The following is a 17,491-nucleotide window of genomic DNA, read 5'->3' as shown; positions in this document are numbered from 1 at the left end:
GCGATTCTGTCATTAGAGAGTGGAAGGTGTTTTAATTTTGTCTATCAAGCAACCTTATATTTTATGAACAGTATTACTTTTTATCTACATGAGAACCACTATTTAGGTCACATTCGGTTAAAGGAACTACTTTTGTATTTTTGATGAACTTATAACCAAGCCATAAGACCAAGAATAATGGCACACTAATATATGAAGCAAAAATCGATTTCCAGTCAATGCCTTCCGGTGTAATATACGATAGACTTTGACCGAGAATAACAATCGCACATAAGATAAAAGCAAATAATGGGCCGAACGGGAACCATTTTGCTTTGAAAGGCAATTCCTCCATACTTTTACCTTGAGCGTAAAAAGCACGACGGAAGCGGTAGTGACTAATCGCAATTCCAAGCCAGGTGATAAAGCCACACATCCCTGAAGCATTGAGTAACCACTGATATACAATCCCATCACCAAATAATGAAGCTAGAAATGCCAGCATACCTACCGCAGTTGTGAGCAATAACGCATTTTGCGGAATCCCGCGTCGATTCAATCGTCCGAACATACGAGGCGCTTTGCCTTCTTTAGCGAGTGCATATAATACCCGGGTCGAAGCATACATACCTGAATTACCTGCGGATAGAACCGAAGATAGAATAACAGCATTCATGACTGCCGCTGCAAAAGCCAGCCCTGCTTTTTCAAAAACCAGTGTAAATGGGCTCACTCCGATATCGGTTAGATCACCATTCAACAGAGAAGGCGTTGTATACGGAATAATTAATCCAATTACTAGAATCGCTAAAATATAAAAAATCAGAATACGCCAGAATACCTGACGAATCGCTCTGGGAACATGTTCACGCGGATTTTCACTTTCACCGGCAGCAACCCCAATTAATTCGGTTCCTTGAAAAGAAAATCCTGCCGCCATAAATACACCAATAAAGGCTAACAGTCCGCCATTAAAAGGCGCATCGCCTATAGTAAAGTTACTGAACCCTACCGCTTTGCCACCCAGAATCCCGAAGATCATTAACACACCAACTACAAGAAACAGAATAACGACCACAATTTTGATCATCGCGAACCAGTATTCGGATTCTCCATATCCTTTAACAGACAGAATATTAAGTAAAAAGATAACAGCCAAAAACAACAGACTCCAGATAAACGAAGAACTTTCCGGGAACCAGTACTTAATAATAATTGTAGCCGCAGATAATTCGGCTGCAATTGTAACCGCCCAGTTGTACCAGAAATTCCAACCCATCGCGAATCCAAACGCAGGATCAACATAACGAGCCGCATACGTATTAAACGAACCGGATTCAGGACGATAGGTTGCCATTTCACCCAGACTTGTCATTAAAAAATACACCATAATACCTACACAAGCATAAGCGAGCAATGCACCGCCAGGGCCTGCCTGAGCGACTGCGCCACCACTGGCGAGAAATAGACCGGTACCGATCGAACCACCCAAAGCGATCATTGTCATATGTCTTGCCCGTAGACCTGCTTTGAGTTCACGCGGTGGTGAAGAGGGAGAAGATGAAGATGCCATAATAGATAGATACACTCCTTACTGAATTAAGCATGTGAATTCATGCTGTGAATAGATAAAGGAAGTACATACACGCAAGAACACAACAAAAAAGACCACGTATATATACGTGATCCTTTGATTATGATCCGCACCATACTTTTCCTTTGTAAAGATAGCTCAACACAGGAACCATCCGAAGATGTTTCACTGTGACAGTTCTGTTCCTTTCGGAGACAGCCCCAGCATAACTAACAACAGAGCATTAGTTATACTTCGGCAACGATACCTTTTTATTTGGGATCAACAGCGGCTCTTACGCTTTCTCCAAATAGACTGATTATAGTTGCGACCTCTACCTCATCGGATACTGTGTGATGAGGCAATTATTATGAAATTAGTGTCATGGATAAGATGACTGTTTTCCAGTATACGTGTAGTCGTTCTTTTTGACAACTACTTATATCATGAATCTCTGATGAAGAACAAATAATCTCAATAATTATGCGTTATCTTTAGCACGACTTTTCGCCATTTGTTGCCAGATTGTACCTGCTGCTTGTTCACCGGATTCGATTCGTTCCAGAGCCATTTTGGCTTGTAGACTCACTTCAAATTCAGGATCATCGACAGCTAATTCTAATTCATCCCGAGCTTCTTCGGTTCCGACTTCATACAGGAAGCGTGCTGCACGCCAGCGCACCAATTTACTGCTGTCTTTGAGTGTAGCGAGCATTGCAGGGGTTGCCGTAGGATCACCGATATCTGATAACGTATCACCTGCTGTACGACGAACGGCTGCCGATTTATCTTGTAATGCTTTGTATAATAATTCCATTGCCGCAGGTGTTTTGAGATCACCGAGATAGACAACAGCCAGACGGCGCAATTGCATTTTTTCATCAAATAATGCTTTTTCGATTAACGGTAAGCTATCCGCGTCTGGTTGTAACAGATCGAATGCCGCATAACGTACACGCCAATCTGGATTTTCAAGCGCTACAGCAATTTCATCGGCATTCATTTCACGACGCTGTTCTACAAATTCTTCCTGACTGGCTCCATGAGAAATCGCTTGTTCAATAATCTTTTTCAATCGATCTTCTGGAAAAGCCGCTTCAAGCTCTTGTTCGACTTCACGTGCAATATCAGCAAGTTCACCATAACGAACACCATAATCCGTTAATTTGCGTTCTTTGATCATTGTCGCTACCGCCACTTCAGTCACTGCCTGTACAAATCGATCTGCTAGACCAATACGTTCTTCTTTGGTTCCTGATTTGACCCGAATCTGCATTGGAATCCCACGGAAAAATTGGACAAATACTTCTGCTTCTCCAAAGTGCTCACCTGAAAGATCAGTCGGCACTTCAAATTTATTTTCAACACCTTCTTGACCCATCTGTGCTTGTACTTCATTTAGAATATCAGACCAATCTGCGCTTGTTTTTCGATCTAGCGCTACAAAATCAGCAGTATGGAATACACTTTTGACTCCTGTAATATGAAGCATTTGCTGGATAAAAAGAGGCGCCGAGCGTTCATTAGCCAATGTATATGTTTTACGGATACCATGAGGTAATTGCTCATCAAGATGCAACATCATCGTATTCGGACTTGGTGTAGGTTCAATCGATGTGATTTTCATAATACTGTAGATACCCTCCTTAGGAATCAAATGACTGTTCTAGCAATAGCCATTTGTTTTACATTTAATAAACTGCCATCTTCATATTGTACCCCAAAAGAGACAGGTATGATTTACGGATTCTTAATCCCACCAGAAATACCAGATATCTTGTTCTAGAAGATAAGTAGCATACTGTCCTATCGAATCAAAAGATTCCAATACATAAGAACAGAATATAAAATGCTCTTGAGCTAGCAATAACGCTTCTTCGTTAGTAGATGGTTTAGTCGACACTTGTAGAATCCACATACTTTCACCAACCACTACAGGGATAGCATGATATTTATGATGCCAGTATTGGAATACAGAAGCTTGAAGGATAGGAGCAGGACATTCATTGAATCCACCCATCGGAATAATCAACGGAGCGATATATTCTTTGCCTGTTGGCAAAGGTAGTTCAATCCATTCGTCTGCTTCTTCACTTGCAGTCTGTAGATGAGATACCAAAGAATTCACTTGATTTGGAACCAATTGTTCATCCAATAAAGAATTTCCTTCCCATAGCTTGCTATACATCTCGTACAATGATGTCCAATCGATACGATTTATCTGTTCCACTTGTTCCGCTAGCTCCGTATCCAGCAGTTGATTACTCACTAATTGTCTAAAGGTATCTAGTGTAGTCATCTGTTGCATCTGCTCTAACTGTTGCTCAACATAATCGGTGATCGAATCATAATCATCCAGTGTATCTTCTATCATTTCCTCGATATTATCACCGGCTATCACAAGCAATGAATAAAATTGTTCTTGAGCTTGAATCGGAAAAGTTATCTTTTTTGCTTCTATAGATAATGGATTATACGGTTGCAAATAATTTAGTAGTTCTGAACTCATCAATATCCTGCTCCTTTATCATATCAAGTATGTATCTAAGTACTATATGCTTTTAAATATAACGTAATCACTCTTACGAAAACAAATCAAAAACAACCCTTCGATAATCGCGAGGGTTGTTTGGAGTACATCATTCATAATGATCTTGATTGTATAAACGTAATAATATGATATTTAAACGACAGCTTGATCATTGGAAGAGGAAAGAGGATCACGAACAATCTTTACATCATAAAAGGAAATTTTATTTTCGATAATATAATCCGGTGTAGAGCCATGAGCATGGGATTCGCGGAATGCTTCACTTTTGGTCCATCCTTGAAAAGCTTCTTTCGATTCCCAACGCGTGCTGATCGTTACTTCTTCAAACTCTTTGCTATTTTGATTGACTAACACTTCAAGCCCTAGAAAACCGTTCATGTATTCGACTTTGCCAACTTTGTCAAAACGCTCTACCAATAAGTGTGCACTACCTTTAGTTAATTTAGAAGTGTTCGTTACAATAATCATGTCAAATGACCTCCTGATTGATGATGGGGGATTACAGGTAAAATCACAGGATAACCACCCTCAAATTTAATTTGAGCTTGCATATGATAAATGTCTTGGATAAATTCAGTAGTAAGAATCTGCTGTGGAATACCGGACGTAGCGACTTGGCCTTGCTTGAGGGCAATCATATAATCACAATAAGCAACTGCTTGTTGCAGATCATGTAATACCATGACAATGGTTAATCCAGATTGCATATTAATCCGTTTTAGCATATCCATGACTTCAAATTGATGTGCAATATCGAGAAATGTAGTCGGTTCATCCAGTAGTAAAATGTCAGTCTGTTGAGCCAGTGCCATTGCTATTCGTGTACGCTGTTGTTCACCTCCTGATAAAGTATGGAACATGCGATCTCGATATTGTTCAATCCCTGTCCAGTGCATCACCTGATCGATCATAGCTGTATCTGTTGCATTAGCAGAGGTATGCCAGCTTCTTTTATAAGGTGATCGACCATAAGCAACCAGTTCATATACAGTCAATTGAGGAAGCATGTCTTTCATTTGGGTTAACATCGTAATTGTTGTTGATAGTTCACGTAGAGAATAATCGGTAATCTCACGATCTCCAATATGTACTTGCCCCTGGTCTGGCTTGAGAAGTCTTGTGAGAAGTCGTAATAAGGTAGATTTGCCAGAACCATTAGGGCCGACAATCGCTGTTAATTGACCTTTGGGAAGAGCAATATCGATCTGGTTCAGGCGAAAATGTCCATTATCGAGACAAAGTTGCTTGCCTTCAATCGCTGCTGCAATCGTAGAAGGGTGAATCGACTGTATCATGATAGACCCAACCTCCCTTTTCGTTTTAGCAGGAATAAAAAGAATGGTGCTCCGATGACAGCAAGCAAAATCCCAACTGGCAATTCTATCGATCCGAACCATGAACGTGCTACCGTATCCGCAAAAACAACCAGTGTGCCACCACCAATAATCGAGAAGGGGAGCAGAAAGCGATAATCTTCTCCAATCATCAGCCGGATCATATGCGGAACAACCAGCCCCACAAATCCTACTAACCCTGCTACACTCACCGCAGCTCCTGCTAGAAAAGCCGACAATAAAATAATAAGCAATCGATTCATTTCGACCCGTTGCCCCAACAATTGAGCAGCATCATCGCCAAGTAATAATAGATTGGCAGGCTTGATCGCAAATAAAGACAGGATCAACCCGCATATCGCATAAGGAGCCATAAATTCAAGATGATACCAGCTTCGTCCATTCAGTCCACCGGATAACCACGGAAGAACAGCTTGTACCCGATCACTGTAAATCACCATGATTCCGTTGGTTAATGCACCTAGTAGAGCATTAACAGCGACACCCGCCAGAATGATTTTCACAGGTGAAGCACCGCGATCCCATGCTAGTAGATAGATCAATACGGCTGTAACAAAAGCGCCTAAAAAAGCAGTTATCGGAAGCAAATAACTTAATTGTGGCAACATCACCATCGTGATCATCGCTGTAATTCCACCACCAGCAGACACTCCGATAATGCCTGGATCAGCTAACGGATTTTTCATCACGCCTTGTAATAGTGCTCCGGCAGTAGCCAGACAAGCTCCGACCAACCAACCAATCATCACACGCGGCAATCGCAAATCGATCAAAATTGTACGATATGCAGATGGCTCCTGTCCCCATAAGATTGGAATTACTTCACTCAGTGGAATAGAAATCGAGCCGTATAAAATACCATATAGACAAGCAATAATCGATAACAAAGGCAGAATAATAGCAACAAGCCATCGTCTGCGGTTACGTTGTTGTTTGTTCATCTTACGAACGTTCCGGGTACAATGCTTGATGAATCAAGTCCAAAGCATCAGTGACTTTCGTTCCAGGATTGGTACCGAATAGATGAGATGGAAGTACTTCGACAGCATTGTTCTGTACTGCTTTGATACTGTTCCATGCCGGATTATTTTGCATTTCTTTCAAAAAGCCAGCTTTCACTTCATCAGTATTCCCATGAGTCATGATCATAATGTAATCAGGATTCGCTTGTACCACTTGTTCTGTATTGAGCTGTGCATACTGTGGAAAATTTTGTAGACCGGGTAGATCAGCAGCGATATTACGACCACCTGCTACTTCGAGGATATTCCCGCTTAATGAATTAGGCAGAGCCGCCATATATGTTCCCGGTGCTCCATAGACAAGCAATACATTAGGTTTAGGAGCTGTAGAAGCAGATTGGCTTAATTGTTTGATATGATCCTGTATCTTTTGATTGAGTTGTTTGGCTTTGGTTTCTTGTTGCAATAGTTGTCCAAACAATGTAATTTGAGCCTGTATGTCTTGGATCGAGTTAGCTCCTGTTAAGATCAGCTTAGAACCAATACCTTCAATCGCAGGGATATCTTTTTCATTCATTGGATAATTTCCAAGCACTACATCAGGTTGTAAAAAAGTAATCTTTTCCAGATCAACTTCATGTGTTGAACCGATTTGTTCTACTTGTTCAGCAGCACTTACAACAGCAGGGCCATTAGAATTGGGTCGACCGACTACCGTTCCACCTAGCGCATAGATAATATCCATATCACCATTGCTGAGTGCAACAATACGTTGTGGGGTCTGAGTCAGCGAGATCTGTCTTTTGGCAAAATCTGTGATTGTGATGGAGGCCTGTTGTGTGGTAGCAGCATTGGCAGAAGGAGTAGTAACATTCGTTGCTGATGATGAACTACATCCGGTGACTGCCAATAAGAGCAATGCAGACGACCAGAGCAATGATGATTTCATGAGTATCCTCCTATAACTATCCTTGTTGCAAATGATAATCATTTTCAATTAATTCTATCTAAATGATAATTAATATCATTTGAATTGTCAATTGAAAATAAAATATTTTAGCTAAATTTTGGGATGAATGACATATCGAATTTGGAGACATATATAGGAAAAGGAATTTGAAAAAAGAAAGTTAAAATTCATATATCACAGATTTTATGATGATATTAACGTATTGACAAGCACTGGAAGGTTGCTCTAATATCGGAGTTGTATCCACTTTGTTTTGCGATCTTTTATCGTGAAAGGAGAGAATAAATCGCTCGTAAAGAGCTTATTTTTTTACTCTTAATTGAGAATGATAATCATTTAAATTTGGAATATTGTAGGGGGAATGCGGTCCATATGTATAAACGCTATTCCGTAATAATACTTTCTATCTTGATGATTAGTCTTTTTGTGATAGGAATAACGCCTGTTCATACTACACAAGCGGCTTCTTCCAAATTGGCTAACGGTACATATACGCTCAAGTACGACGTATTAAAAGCGGAAAATAACTCAGTCTCGATGGCAAATGATTACTTTGAGAAACCTGCCAAGTTATATGTAAAGAATGGAAAAATGACGATGCAGGTACAACTCAATCATAGTGAGTGGACAACGCAATTCAAAGTGAAATACAAAGGGAAGATCGTGGATACGAAAGTGATTCAAAGCAATAGCAAAAAGGATACGAGAATTGTGCAATTCCCAATTGCTGATCTCAAAAATCCTATTATTTCTAAAATTCACGTAACAGTGAGTTCGTACAATTATGATCATGACTATACGATTCGCTTAGCTTTAGATCAAAAAAGTATTAAGGCGATCAAAAAATAAAATCAAACAATAATAAGGAGAGTGTTGAATCATGAACGCAGTAATGAACCGTATGGAGAAAATGGATGTTAAAAAGGTATTGATGATTTTGATTATGGCAGCTTTAGTGTTTGCAGTATTGGCTCCATTATCTTCTAAATCTGCACATGCGGCTCTAGCAAATGGCACATACAGTGTAGATTACAAAGTATTGGCAGATGGAACAGACAATACGTCTCGTCTAGATAGCTATGTAGTGAAGCCGGCTACAGTAACCGTAGTCAATGGTGTAAATACTGTTCGTTTAACCATTAAAAGCAGTAATTTAATTACAGCATTCAAAGTAGAACAAAATGGACAACTGGTAGATACGACTGTTGTAAGTACAGATACTTCTGCCAACACAAGAGTAGTAGAATTTCCTATAGCTAACCTAGACAGCAAAGTGAACGCTTATGCAGAGATCAAAATTCCTGTTATTAATTACACAGGTAAATATAATGTACAACTGCAATTTGATACAGACAGTATTTAATTTATCACGCTATTCTGTTGGCATTGGGGTGCGATAGATGAGTACGGATTGGCATGAATGGTTAGACGTATGGCTTCAATTATTTACACCATTACCTGTAGAAAAGAGGATATATCGATGAATATGATGATGAATACAGTAGAAAAATTTTCATTTCAAAAAGTAGTAATGATGTTGGTTATGGCGGCTTTGGTATTGGTAGGGTTGTCTCCATTTGCAGCAAAATCTGCACATGCAGCAATTCCTAATGGTACTTATTCTATCGATTACATCGTCTATGCAGATGGCACTAACAATGCTTCGTATATGGATAGCTCCGAGTACTCTGTCAAACCAGCGACTCTTGTTGTTACAAACGGTGTAGCTAAAGTCAAAGTGACATTGAAGCACAAGGACTGGATCAAATCTTTTAAAACACAACAAAATGGTACGTATGTAGAAGCAACGACAACAACAAGCGGCGATACCAAAACATTTGAATTCCCTGTTAGCAACTTATCTGCTAAAGTGAACGCGCAAATTCATGTTGTGGTTCCTGCTGAAATTGCTGGTGTTCCTTACGACCATACGTATACAGTGCAATATTTGTTTGACGAAGATAGCATCTAAATTATCTTCGCTAATGTAGAGAGTATGTCCAAACACAACGCACTTCTCTGGAGCAGTTATGTTCCAGAGAAGTCTATTTTATTCACAGGGGGATTATGAACTTTGAAAAGGCAATTTAGAACTTATTTGATAGTATGTACTGTATTTTTGATGATGTTATCGTTGGTATCCCCGACAGTATCGGCTATTTTTGCAGAAGAATTAAGCCCTTCATCCAGCAGTACTTCAGGATCAAGCGTAACTGACGATACGTATTCCTCTTCGGACACTACGTCCACAACATCAAGTCCAGCACCAACCCCTGCACCAGAGAAACCACTATTTACAGTACAATCGAATCAAAATTCGGTCACTACTGCTACTTACGATACTTATGCAGATGGCGAATATACGATTGCTTACCAGGTTACACGTACCAATGCTTCCGGAAAAGTGGTTGCTTCAAATATTTTTAAATACGCATCTAATGCGACTACTCCAGGACAAATGATTATTAAAAACGGTCAATACCATTTCTTATTTGCAAGTGAAAATGCTTACTTATTTACTCAATTTAAAGCGACTCAGAGCGATCAGACACAAGAGGCAAAAGTGACTTTAAACGATGGAAGTACCACAAAAGGAACGGTTTCTTTTGACGTATATGATCTATCTAAAGAAATCAATATTGCATATACATTTAACGATTCTTCTTATAATGAACGCTTAACACTTGATCCTTCCACTTTGAAAGTTATAGACAAAACACCTCCTGTAACTACAGTTAAACCTGCTACAGGAACGGAGACCTCTATTGCATATACAGTATTAAAAGATGGAACGAACGAAACATCTATGATGGATAATTATCTACAAAAGCCAGCCAAATTGATTACCAATGGAAGTAAAAAGTATATTCAATTGACCTTGAATCAGAGCAGTTGGATCAAAGCATTACAGACTGATATCGATAAAGATGGAATCTACACCGATGTAGGATTGATCTCTTCCGATACAGCATCCAATACACGTCTTGTACAATTTGAAGCGGACTCATTATCTCAAAACAACACGGTTATTTATGCTAAAGTGCATGTTGTCATGCCAGCAGGTAGTATTCCAAATATGGGTGCTTATGATCAATGGTATACCGTTCAATTTCATTTTGATAAAGCGTCGATTCCATTAACATTAGCAGACGGGCAGTACAGTCTGAAAGTTGCTACGCTAAAAGAAAAAACAGATGATTCTTCTTCAATGGCTAATTACTTTGGTAATCCAGCAACAATCGTTGCTAAAGATGGTCAGTACAAAGTAATCATGAATATTGTCAAAGACAGTTCAGTGATCACTTCTTTAAAAACAGAATCCAATGAAGTTTTAACTGAAACAACGATTGTGAGCGCAGATTCAACAGCAAATACGCGAATCGTTACGTTCCCTATCGATAGTTTGGAACAAATTGTCAAAGCTCAAGTGCATATCAAAACAGCATATGCAGGTTCAGTATACGAAGCTGATTATCCAATTCGTTTCAAATTCGATACGACCAGTATTGCTCCGGTTATCCTGCCTGTTCCAGATAGTAGCACCAACATTAATTATCAGGTATTCAAAGACAATAGTAGTGAAATATCGGTAATGGATAAATATGTGGTAAAACCAGCTACATTGATTACCAAAGACGAGAAAAAGTATATCCAGCTTACACTTAAAAATAGCGCTTGGATCAAGTCATTACAAGTCGACGGTAACGGTGGAAAAAATTATACCGATGTCACTGTCATTTCGACCGATTCAGTAGCAAATACTAGAGTTATTCAATTTGAAGTGAATCATTTATCAAAGGCGAATCCTGTTTTAAATGCATATACACATGTGGTGATTCCGCCTGAATTTGAACTCAATTATGATCATTACTATACCATTCAATTCAAATTTGATGAGACTCAATTGCCTGAACCGACAACACCAACCGTACCAACACCTGTAGTACTCGAAAATGGAACGTATCGTATACCGATGTCTACATTGAAATCGACATCAGATGCTGTATCAACAATGGGTAATTATTTTGATTCTAACGTGACCTTGACTGCAATCGATGGGAACTATCAAGCTACTCTAAAAGTGATAAAAGATAGTTCAGTAATCACTGCTTTCAAAACAGATCAAAATGGCACACTTACCGATACCCAGATCATTAGCGAAGATACCACAAACAATACAAGAATCGTTACCTTCCCAGTAACGAATTTGAGTAGTCCGCTACATGCTCAAGTGCATATCAAAACAGCATATGCAGGTTCAGTATATGAAGCCGATTATCCGATTCGTCTTCAATTCGATCTAGCCAATATGACGGTGGTACCTGGCACGCCAGAAGAACCTACTACACCGACTGTACCAACCAACCCGACTGAAGTTGCAGACGGGAAATATAGCGCTAGCTTTATAGCGTATAAGTTTAAAGAAAAAGAAGTATCTGTGATGAACGAATATGTATTACATCCAGCAACGGTTATCAAACGTGGAGGTAAGCTATATGTCCAAATTACTTTAAAAGAAAGCGATTGGATCAAAACATTTAAAGTAGGCGGTACTGATGCACAAGTCATTTCAACAAGTGGGAATCAACGTGTCGTTCAATTTGCAGTGAAAGACTTGTCAGAGACAATCGTAGTAAACACGCATGTTGTTGTACCCGGACTTGAAATCGGTGGAGTTACTTATGATCATACCTACAATGTTGATTTCAAATTTGGATCATTGGGATCGTATGAAGAACCCAAAGATTCAGCAACAACTACACCAATCATTCCATTAGATTATGACAAGTTAAGCAATGGTAAATATAAAATGCCTTTCCAGGTAGTCGTGCCTAATTCAGCATCCGGTGCAATCTCACCTGTGCAGCGTTTTTTAGCGAAAGATCAACCTGCTCAATTCGTAGTTGAAAATGATCAACGTTATGTTTTTGTTACACTTCAAGATGCCAAAGAAGTAAAAACTTTACGTGTAAGCGAAAATGGAACATATCAAGATGCCGAAGTGACAGCCACTGATGAACAAGCGAATACCAAAACTGTACGTTTCAGTGTAGCTGACTTCAAAAAGAATATTCCAGCCCAATTAGTAACCACTAGCGGCGTAAGTATCGCTAGCACTTCTGCTGATAATGAAAATGCTAACGAAACGATATACGATTTTGAATTTAAATTCGATACTGCTAATGTGACCAAAGACAATACAGATTCAACAGCAGTCACAGAAAAAGGAAATAATAATATAGCAGATGGCGAGTATACTGCTTCATATCGTATTTTACAAAATGGTAGTGAACAAGATTCTGTACTGACAGATTATGTAGATCAGACAGCTCATCTGACGGCAAAAGAGGGCAAAGTCTATGCTACTATCACAATCAACAATAGTCAGGCTGTACCTAAGTTTCAGACCGATTTTGCAGGCAAATATACCGATCCAACAATGGTAACAGCTACAAGTAATGCCCGTACTGTTACATTTGAAGTGCCTAATCTGGATCAAAAATTAAGTATTTTCAGTCAAGTGTCTATTCCAGATCAGTATATGAACAATGAGAAAATAGGCGGACAAATCATATTTGATCGCAATACACTTCAAGCAGATAGAGTGGAAGAAGCAGTAACAGCACCGGTTCAAGACACACAACCGACAGTATCAACACCACCAAGCAATCCAATAACAGAAGTGCAAGCTACACCCGAACAAAAATATACGATTGCTTATAAAGTATACAAAAACCAAAGTGGTGAATTGTCTGTTATGAACGATTATGTAGACAAAAAAGCAACTTTAATCGAAAAAGATGGCAAAACATTTGCTCAAATTACACTTGATAAAAGTAGCTGGATGCCAGTATTGCAAGTGAAGCAAAATGGCACTTTACAAGATGTTGAAGTGATATCCACATCTGGAGATCAGCGTGTAGTGCAGTTTGAAGTGAACGATTTATCTCAAAAAATCAGTGCATACACCCATGTTATTGTGCCAGGATTAGTTATCGGTGGTGTCGCTTATGATCACTGGTACACTGTCCAATTCCAATTTGATCTATCAAGTAAGAAAAAGCAGTAACTCGATCAATGTCATGATAAAGTCTGTAAGTCTTGGTGCAATTGTGCCAGGACTTGTAGGCATTTAAAGGGACAATTTATGGAAAGAGGGGAAACCAGTGAATATAAAATATACAGCCTGGCTGTTGGTGATTGTTCTTGTATTAGCAGGATGTTCTACAGGTGCCAGAGCAGAACAATCACCACCAACCAGCACAGCTGCAACAGGTACAGCTTCATCTGCGCGAATTGTTGCTACCACTGTAGCGATTACTGAAATTATGTCTGCACTCGATCTTCCTTTAGTCGGCAAACCAACCAGTACCAAAACATTACCTGCACAATATAAAGATATTCCAGATGTCGGTAATCCAATGAGCCCTGATATGGAAAAAGTATTATCTCTACAACCAACAGATGTATTATCTGTCACTACGCTTCAATATGATTTAGAGCCTAAATTCAAAGATTTGAATATGAATGCAGAATTTTTAGATTTTGAAAGTTTACAAAAAATGGAAAATGAAATTTTAAAAATGGGAACCCAATTTGATCGAGTAGCCAAAGCGCAAGAAATTACAGGTGAACTGGATGCCAAAGTAGCCCAAGTAAAAAAAGCAGTTGCAGGCAAAAAGTCGCCTAAAGTATTAATTTTGCTAGGTGTGCCGGGCAGTTATTTAGTCGCTACCGAACATTCATATATTGGTGATCTGGTCAAGATTGCAGGGGGAACCAATATTGTGCAAGGAGAAAGTGTAGAATACTTAGCCTCAAATACTGAATATTTGCAACAATCGAATCCAGATATTATTTTGCGAGCAGCTCATGGAATGCCAGAAGAAGTCGTTAAGATGTTTGACGAAGATTTCAAAAGTAATGATATTTGGAAGCATTTTAATGCTGTTAAAACAGGGCAGGTCTATGATCTACCAGAGCCTTTATTTGGTACGACTGCAAGTCTTTCCGCTCCTCAAGCGTTAGATGAATTATTGAAAATGATGTACCCTTCCTCTTAATCAATCATATGAAGGATGTTACTAATGATACCTAAACCATCTACAACATACATGCAAAAAGAAACTGAATACAAAGGATCTCATCAACCTGCTTATATGCGTCAGAATCGTAAGCGCCTATGGAGCTTTATGGTAGTATGCTTGCTTTTGCTCGGAGTTGTGTTATTTTCAGCAATGACCGGTAGTCTCAAAGTCAGTGCTTGGCAATTAATACAAGGGTTATGGACAGGCACTGATAATCAGGTCAATGTAGTTCGAGATTTACGACTTCCACGTATTATTGTAGCGATGATGGCAGGAGCAGCATTGGCAGTAGCTGGCGTTTTATTGCAAGCCGTTATGAAGAATCCATTAGCAGATTCAGGAGTGATCGGTATATCTTCAGGAGCGGCTTTGGTTTCTTTAGTTGCTGTGACTGTATTTCCAACTTTGTATTTTTGGATGCCTTTATTTTCGTTTTTTGGAGGGGCACTCGCTTGTCTTATGGTATACGGATTTTCATGGAAATCTGGACTGCATCCGATTCGATTGATATTGATCGGTGTAGCAGTGAACGCGATCTTTTCAGGGCTCGGGCAATCGTTTAATTATCGGGGAAGTTATGCAGTGACCAGTATTAATCAGGTGACTACGTCTACATTAGCGATGAAAAAGTGGGTCGATGTAGAGATTATTTTGTTATATGGCGGTATTGGATTGATTCTTGCAATGCTCGTATATTCATGGTGCAACTTTCTAGCGTTACAAGAAAAAACAGCCAAAAATCTAGGTCTACATGTGACTCGTGCTCGTTTAATTATCTCTGTAATTGCTGTAATTTTGGCGGCAACAGCAACAGCTATTGCAGGAGTGATTGTTTTTATCGGATTGTTGATTCCTCATATTGCACGCCAGCTTGTTGGGTCTGATCATAAGTGGTTGATTCCTTTTTCCGCAGTTGCAGGGGCGTTATTGTTATTGCTTGCTGATACGCTCGGGCGAACCGTACTGGCTCCTAACGAAATTCCAGCTTCGATTATTATGGCAGTCATTGGCGGGCCTTTTCTGATTTTCCTCATTACAAGGAGTGACCGTATCTATGGACGTTAATGATATTACTTTTTCGTATGATCGTCGTATTGATCGACTGCATCAAGTGAATGCTCAGATCCAACATGGTAAAATCACTACTATTATTGGGCCGAATGGATGTGGCAAGTCTACATTACTGCATGTGATGTCCAACAATGTTGTACCGCGTCTCGGGCAAGTCATACTCGATGGCAAAACAATCGCTCAGTACAAACCGAAAGAACTAGCACGCAAATTAGCTGTAGTACATCAGCAAAATGAAGCTCCTACCGATCTTACGATCGAAAAGCTGGTTAGTTTTGGGCGATTACCGCACCGTACACTATTTAGCAGTTCACAAGAAGAAGATGAGCAAGCGATCGAGTGGGCGCTCAATTGTACTAATTTGCAAGCGAAAAGGTTTAGTACACTGGATCAATTATCGGGTGGAGAACAGCAACGGGTGTGGATTGCTATGGCACTCGCACAGCGTACACCAATTCTTTTTCTCGATGAACCTACGACATATCTAGATATGTATTATCAGTTAGAGATTATGGAATTGATTCATCGTCTTAATGAACAACATCAACTGACGATTGTGATGGTATTACATGATATCAATCAAGCGATTCGGTACAGTCATCATCTGATTGCGATGAAAGCAGGTTCTATTGTAGCTAGCGGATTGCCTACAGACATGATCACTACCGAGCTGATTCGTGATATCTATGGTGTCGAAGTGCTGGTAAGACGTGATCTCGAAGCAGGATTACACCTGATTCCGATAGGCGTAGGTCAGTAATATAATTACGTTCTGATTAGTGTTTTTTTGCCTATTGTATCTATGATTGGGAAAGTGTGTTTTGATACGCTTTTTTGAAAATAGGGTAATAGTGGAAAAAGAAAAGCGCTAAGGAGAGTGAGTAGCACATGCCGAAGATTCGCTATAACAATATGGATAATGTCAGTACAGATAAGACGCTCAAACAACTACGGCAATGGCGTGAAGAACGACGACTCAAAAACAAAGACCATTCTTATGTAGTGCCTAATCATCCACCTGAGATCGATTATTTACATCATAATCGTGAAGATGCTTCGATTACATGGGTAGGACATTCTACCTTCTTTATCCAATATGAAGGATTGAATATCGTTACTGATCCGGTATGGGCAAGTCGAATGGGTTTTCAAAAAAGAATAGGACAGCCCGGGATTCCGATTGTGGATGTACCTCCGATCGATATTATTTTACTTTCTCATGCCCATTACGATCATATGCATATTAGCTCAATTCGCCAGCTTTATCGCAGTTCAACACTGATTATTGTTCCACAAGGACTCAAAGCCAAAATGAAACGTAAAGGATTTGCACGTTGTCATGAAATGCAGTGGTGGGAGACATTTAAAGTAGGTGAGATCAATATTACTTTTGTTCCGACTCAGCATTGGAGTCGGCGCACATTATTAGATACCAATACATCTCACTGGGGCGGTTATATTATAGAACCGGTGCATCATCCTGTGAGTTCAGAACAGGCAGAGCATCCGGCTCATCATTCTATAGAAGAAAAAGTACCACCGACGATATATTTTGCTGGAGATAGTGGTTATTTTCCGGGATTCACAGAAATAGGCAAGCGCTACAAGATTCATATTACATTGATGCCAATAGGAGCATATGAACCAGAATGGTTTATGAGTTCTCAACATACGACACCCGAAGAAGCGCTTCGTGCTTTTGGCGATGTACAAGCGGAGACGATGATTCCGATGCACTATGGCACATTCCGTCTGGCTGATGATACTGCTCGTGAAGCGTTAGATCGATTAGAAGCAGAACGCCAACGTCTTGAGATCGACGAAGAACGTATTCGTGTGTTAGCTCATGGGGAAACTCTTATTGTGCATGGCAATGCTCAGTCTAAGCAATACATCGATAAGGTATAGAAAGAATACATGTATAGATAGAATAGTAGTCAAG

The 17,491-nt window shown here is 39.6% G+C and carries 15 protein-coding genes and 1 riboswitch; of the genes, 8 read left to right on the top strand and 7 right to left on the bottom strand.

Annotated elements, in window-relative coordinates; all coding sequences use genetic code 11:
- Positions 1–73 precede the first annotated feature (73 nt).
- The 7 genes from ACFSGI_RS02625 to ACFSGI_RS02595 form a co-directional block, all read right to left on the bottom strand.
- Positions 74–1,552, bottom strand: coding sequence for an amino acid permease (locus tag ACFSGI_RS02625; protein ID WP_204827100.1), 1,479 nt, complete (start codon positions 1,550–1,552; stop codon positions 74–76).
- A 147-nt stretch (positions 1,553–1,699) separates the two neighbouring features.
- Positions 1,700–1,897: riboswitch (Lysine riboswitch) on the bottom strand.
- Between the two features lie 136 nt (positions 1,898–2,033).
- Positions 2,034–3,179: a virulence factor gene (locus ACFSGI_RS02620; RefSeq protein WP_204827101.1), complete on the bottom strand. Its 1,146-nt coding sequence runs from the start codon at positions 3,177–3,179 to the stop codon at positions 2,034–2,036.
- Between the two features lie 123 nt (positions 3,180–3,302).
- Positions 3,303–4,061 (bottom strand): DUF4253 domain-containing protein, encoded by a 759-nt coding sequence (locus ACFSGI_RS02615; protein ID WP_204827102.1) that lies wholly within the window; start codon positions 4,059–4,061, stop codon positions 3,303–3,305.
- A gap of 174 nt (positions 4,062–4,235) precedes the next feature.
- The gene (isdG, locus tag ACFSGI_RS02610; protein ID WP_204827103.1) at positions 4,236–4,571 is read right to left on the bottom strand and encodes a heme oxygenase; all 336 of its coding nucleotides are present in this window, start codon (positions 4,569–4,571) and stop codon (positions 4,236–4,238) included.
- Positions 4,568–5,398, bottom strand: a complete 831-nt coding sequence (locus tag ACFSGI_RS02605) for an ABC transporter ATP-binding protein (protein WP_204827104.1) — start codon at positions 5,396–5,398, stop codon at positions 4,568–4,570. The genes isdG and ACFSGI_RS02605 overlap by 4 nt, the downstream gene beginning before the upstream one ends.
- A complete protein-coding gene (locus ACFSGI_RS02600; protein WP_204827105.1) occupies positions 5,395–6,399 on the bottom strand; it encodes a FecCD family ABC transporter permease in 1,005 nt (334 codons plus the stop codon). Before ACFSGI_RS02600 ends, ACFSGI_RS02605 begins: the two co-directional genes overlap by 4 nt.
- Before the next feature lies 1 nt (position 6,400).
- The gene (locus tag ACFSGI_RS02595) at positions 6,401–7,369 is read right to left on the bottom strand and encodes an ABC transporter substrate-binding protein (protein ID WP_204827106.1); all 969 of its coding nucleotides are present in this window, start codon (positions 7,367–7,369) and stop codon (positions 6,401–6,403) included.
- Between the two features lie 393 nt (positions 7,370–7,762).
- Here ACFSGI_RS02595 and isdC point away from each other — a divergent pair, with 393 nt between their 5' ends.
- The 8 genes from isdC (at position 7,763) to ACFSGI_RS02555 (ending at position 17,457) form a co-directional block, all read left to right on the top strand.
- Positions 7,763–8,239, top strand: a complete 477-nt coding sequence (isdC, locus tag ACFSGI_RS02590; protein ID WP_204827107.1) for a heme uptake protein IsdC — start codon at positions 7,763–7,765, stop codon at positions 8,237–8,239.
- A 31-nt stretch (positions 8,240–8,270) separates the two neighbouring features.
- Positions 8,271–8,753 (top strand): NEAT domain-containing protein, encoded by a 483-nt coding sequence (locus tag ACFSGI_RS02585; RefSeq protein ID WP_204827108.1) that lies wholly within the window; start codon positions 8,271–8,273, stop codon positions 8,751–8,753.
- Between the two features lie 117 nt (positions 8,754–8,870).
- Positions 8,871–9,362 carry an NEAT domain-containing protein gene (locus ACFSGI_RS02580; protein ID WP_204827109.1) on the top strand — a complete coding sequence of 164 codons (492 nt, stop codon included), beginning with the start codon at positions 8,871–8,873 and terminating at the stop codon, positions 9,360–9,362.
- A gap of 150 nt (positions 9,363–9,512) precedes the next feature.
- Positions 9,513–13,460, top strand: coding sequence for an NEAT domain-containing protein (locus ACFSGI_RS02575; protein WP_379282404.1), 3,948 nt, complete (start codon positions 9,513–9,515; stop codon positions 13,458–13,460).
- A 97-nt stretch (positions 13,461–13,557) separates the two neighbouring features.
- Positions 13,558–14,454, top strand: coding sequence for a heme ABC transporter substrate-binding protein IsdE (isdE, locus tag ACFSGI_RS02570; protein WP_204827111.1), 897 nt, complete (start codon positions 13,558–13,560; stop codon positions 14,452–14,454).
- Between the two features lie 96 nt (positions 14,455–14,550).
- Complete coding sequence (locus tag ACFSGI_RS02565; RefSeq protein ID WP_204827148.1) at positions 14,551–15,543, top strand: FecCD family ABC transporter permease; 993 nt, start codon at positions 14,551–14,553, stop codon at positions 15,541–15,543.
- A complete protein-coding gene (locus ACFSGI_RS02560; protein WP_204827112.1) occupies positions 15,533–16,309 on the top strand; it encodes an ABC transporter ATP-binding protein in 777 nt (258 codons plus the stop codon). Before ACFSGI_RS02565 ends, ACFSGI_RS02560 begins: the two co-directional genes overlap by 11 nt.
- Positions 16,310–16,437: 128 nt before the next feature.
- Positions 16,438–17,457: an MBL fold metallo-hydrolase gene (locus ACFSGI_RS02555; protein ID WP_204827113.1), complete on the top strand. Its 1,020-nt coding sequence runs from the start codon at positions 16,438–16,440 to the stop codon at positions 17,455–17,457.
- Positions 17,458–17,491 lie beyond the last annotated feature (34 nt).

It is taken from the genome of Paenibacillus nicotianae (genome assembly GCF_042681745.1).
Lineage (GTDB): Bacteria > Bacillota > Bacilli > Paenibacillales > Paenibacillaceae > Saccharibacillus > Saccharibacillus nicotianae.
This window is presented reverse-complemented; position numbering and strand designations above follow the sequence as displayed.

Excerpts from the sequence above, each read along its gene's own strand:
- ACFSGI_RS02625 (WP_204827100.1), bottom strand. The coding sequence starts at position 1,552 with ATGGCATCTTCATCTTCTCCCTCTTCACCACCGCGTGAACTCAAAGCA.
- ACFSGI_RS02620 (WP_204827101.1), bottom strand. The coding sequence starts at position 3,179 with ATGAAAATCACATCGATTGAACCTACACCAAGTCCGAATACGATGATG.
- ACFSGI_RS02615 (WP_204827102.1), bottom strand. The coding sequence starts at position 4,061 with ATGAGTTCAGAACTACTAAATTATTTGCAACCGTATAATCCATTATCT.
- isdG (WP_204827103.1), bottom strand. The coding sequence starts at position 4,571 with ATGATTATTGTAACGAACACTTCTAAATTAACTAAAGGTAGTGCACAC.
- ACFSGI_RS02605 (WP_204827104.1), bottom strand. The coding sequence starts at position 5,398 with ATGATACAGTCGATTCACCCTTCTACGATTGCAGCAGCGATTGAAGGC.
- ACFSGI_RS02600 (WP_204827105.1), bottom strand. The coding sequence starts at position 6,399 with ATGAACAAACAACAACGTAACCGCAGACGATGGCTTGTTGCTATTATT.
- ACFSGI_RS02595 (WP_204827106.1), bottom strand. The coding sequence starts at position 7,369 with ATGAAATCATCATTGCTCTGGTCGTCTGCATTGCTCTTATTGGCAGTC.
- isdC (WP_204827107.1), top strand. The coding sequence starts at position 7,763 with ATGTATAAACGCTATTCCGTAATAATACTTTCTATCTTGATGATTAGT.
- ACFSGI_RS02585 (WP_204827108.1), top strand. The coding sequence starts at position 8,271 with ATGAACGCAGTAATGAACCGTATGGAGAAAATGGATGTTAAAAAGGTA.
- ACFSGI_RS02580 (WP_204827109.1), top strand. The coding sequence starts at position 8,871 with ATGAATATGATGATGAATACAGTAGAAAAATTTTCATTTCAAAAAGTA.
- ACFSGI_RS02575 (WP_379282404.1), top strand. The coding sequence starts at position 9,513 with ATGATGTTATCGTTGGTATCCCCGACAGTATCGGCTATTTTTGCAGAA.
- ACFSGI_RS02565 (WP_204827148.1), top strand. The coding sequence starts at position 14,551 with ATGCGTCAGAATCGTAAGCGCCTATGGAGCTTTATGGTAGTATGCTTG.
- ACFSGI_RS02560 (WP_204827112.1), top strand. The coding sequence starts at position 15,533 with ATGGACGTTAATGATATTACTTTTTCGTATGATCGTCGTATTGATCGA.
- ACFSGI_RS02555 (WP_204827113.1), top strand. The coding sequence starts at position 16,438 with ATGCCGAAGATTCGCTATAACAATATGGATAATGTCAGTACAGATAAG.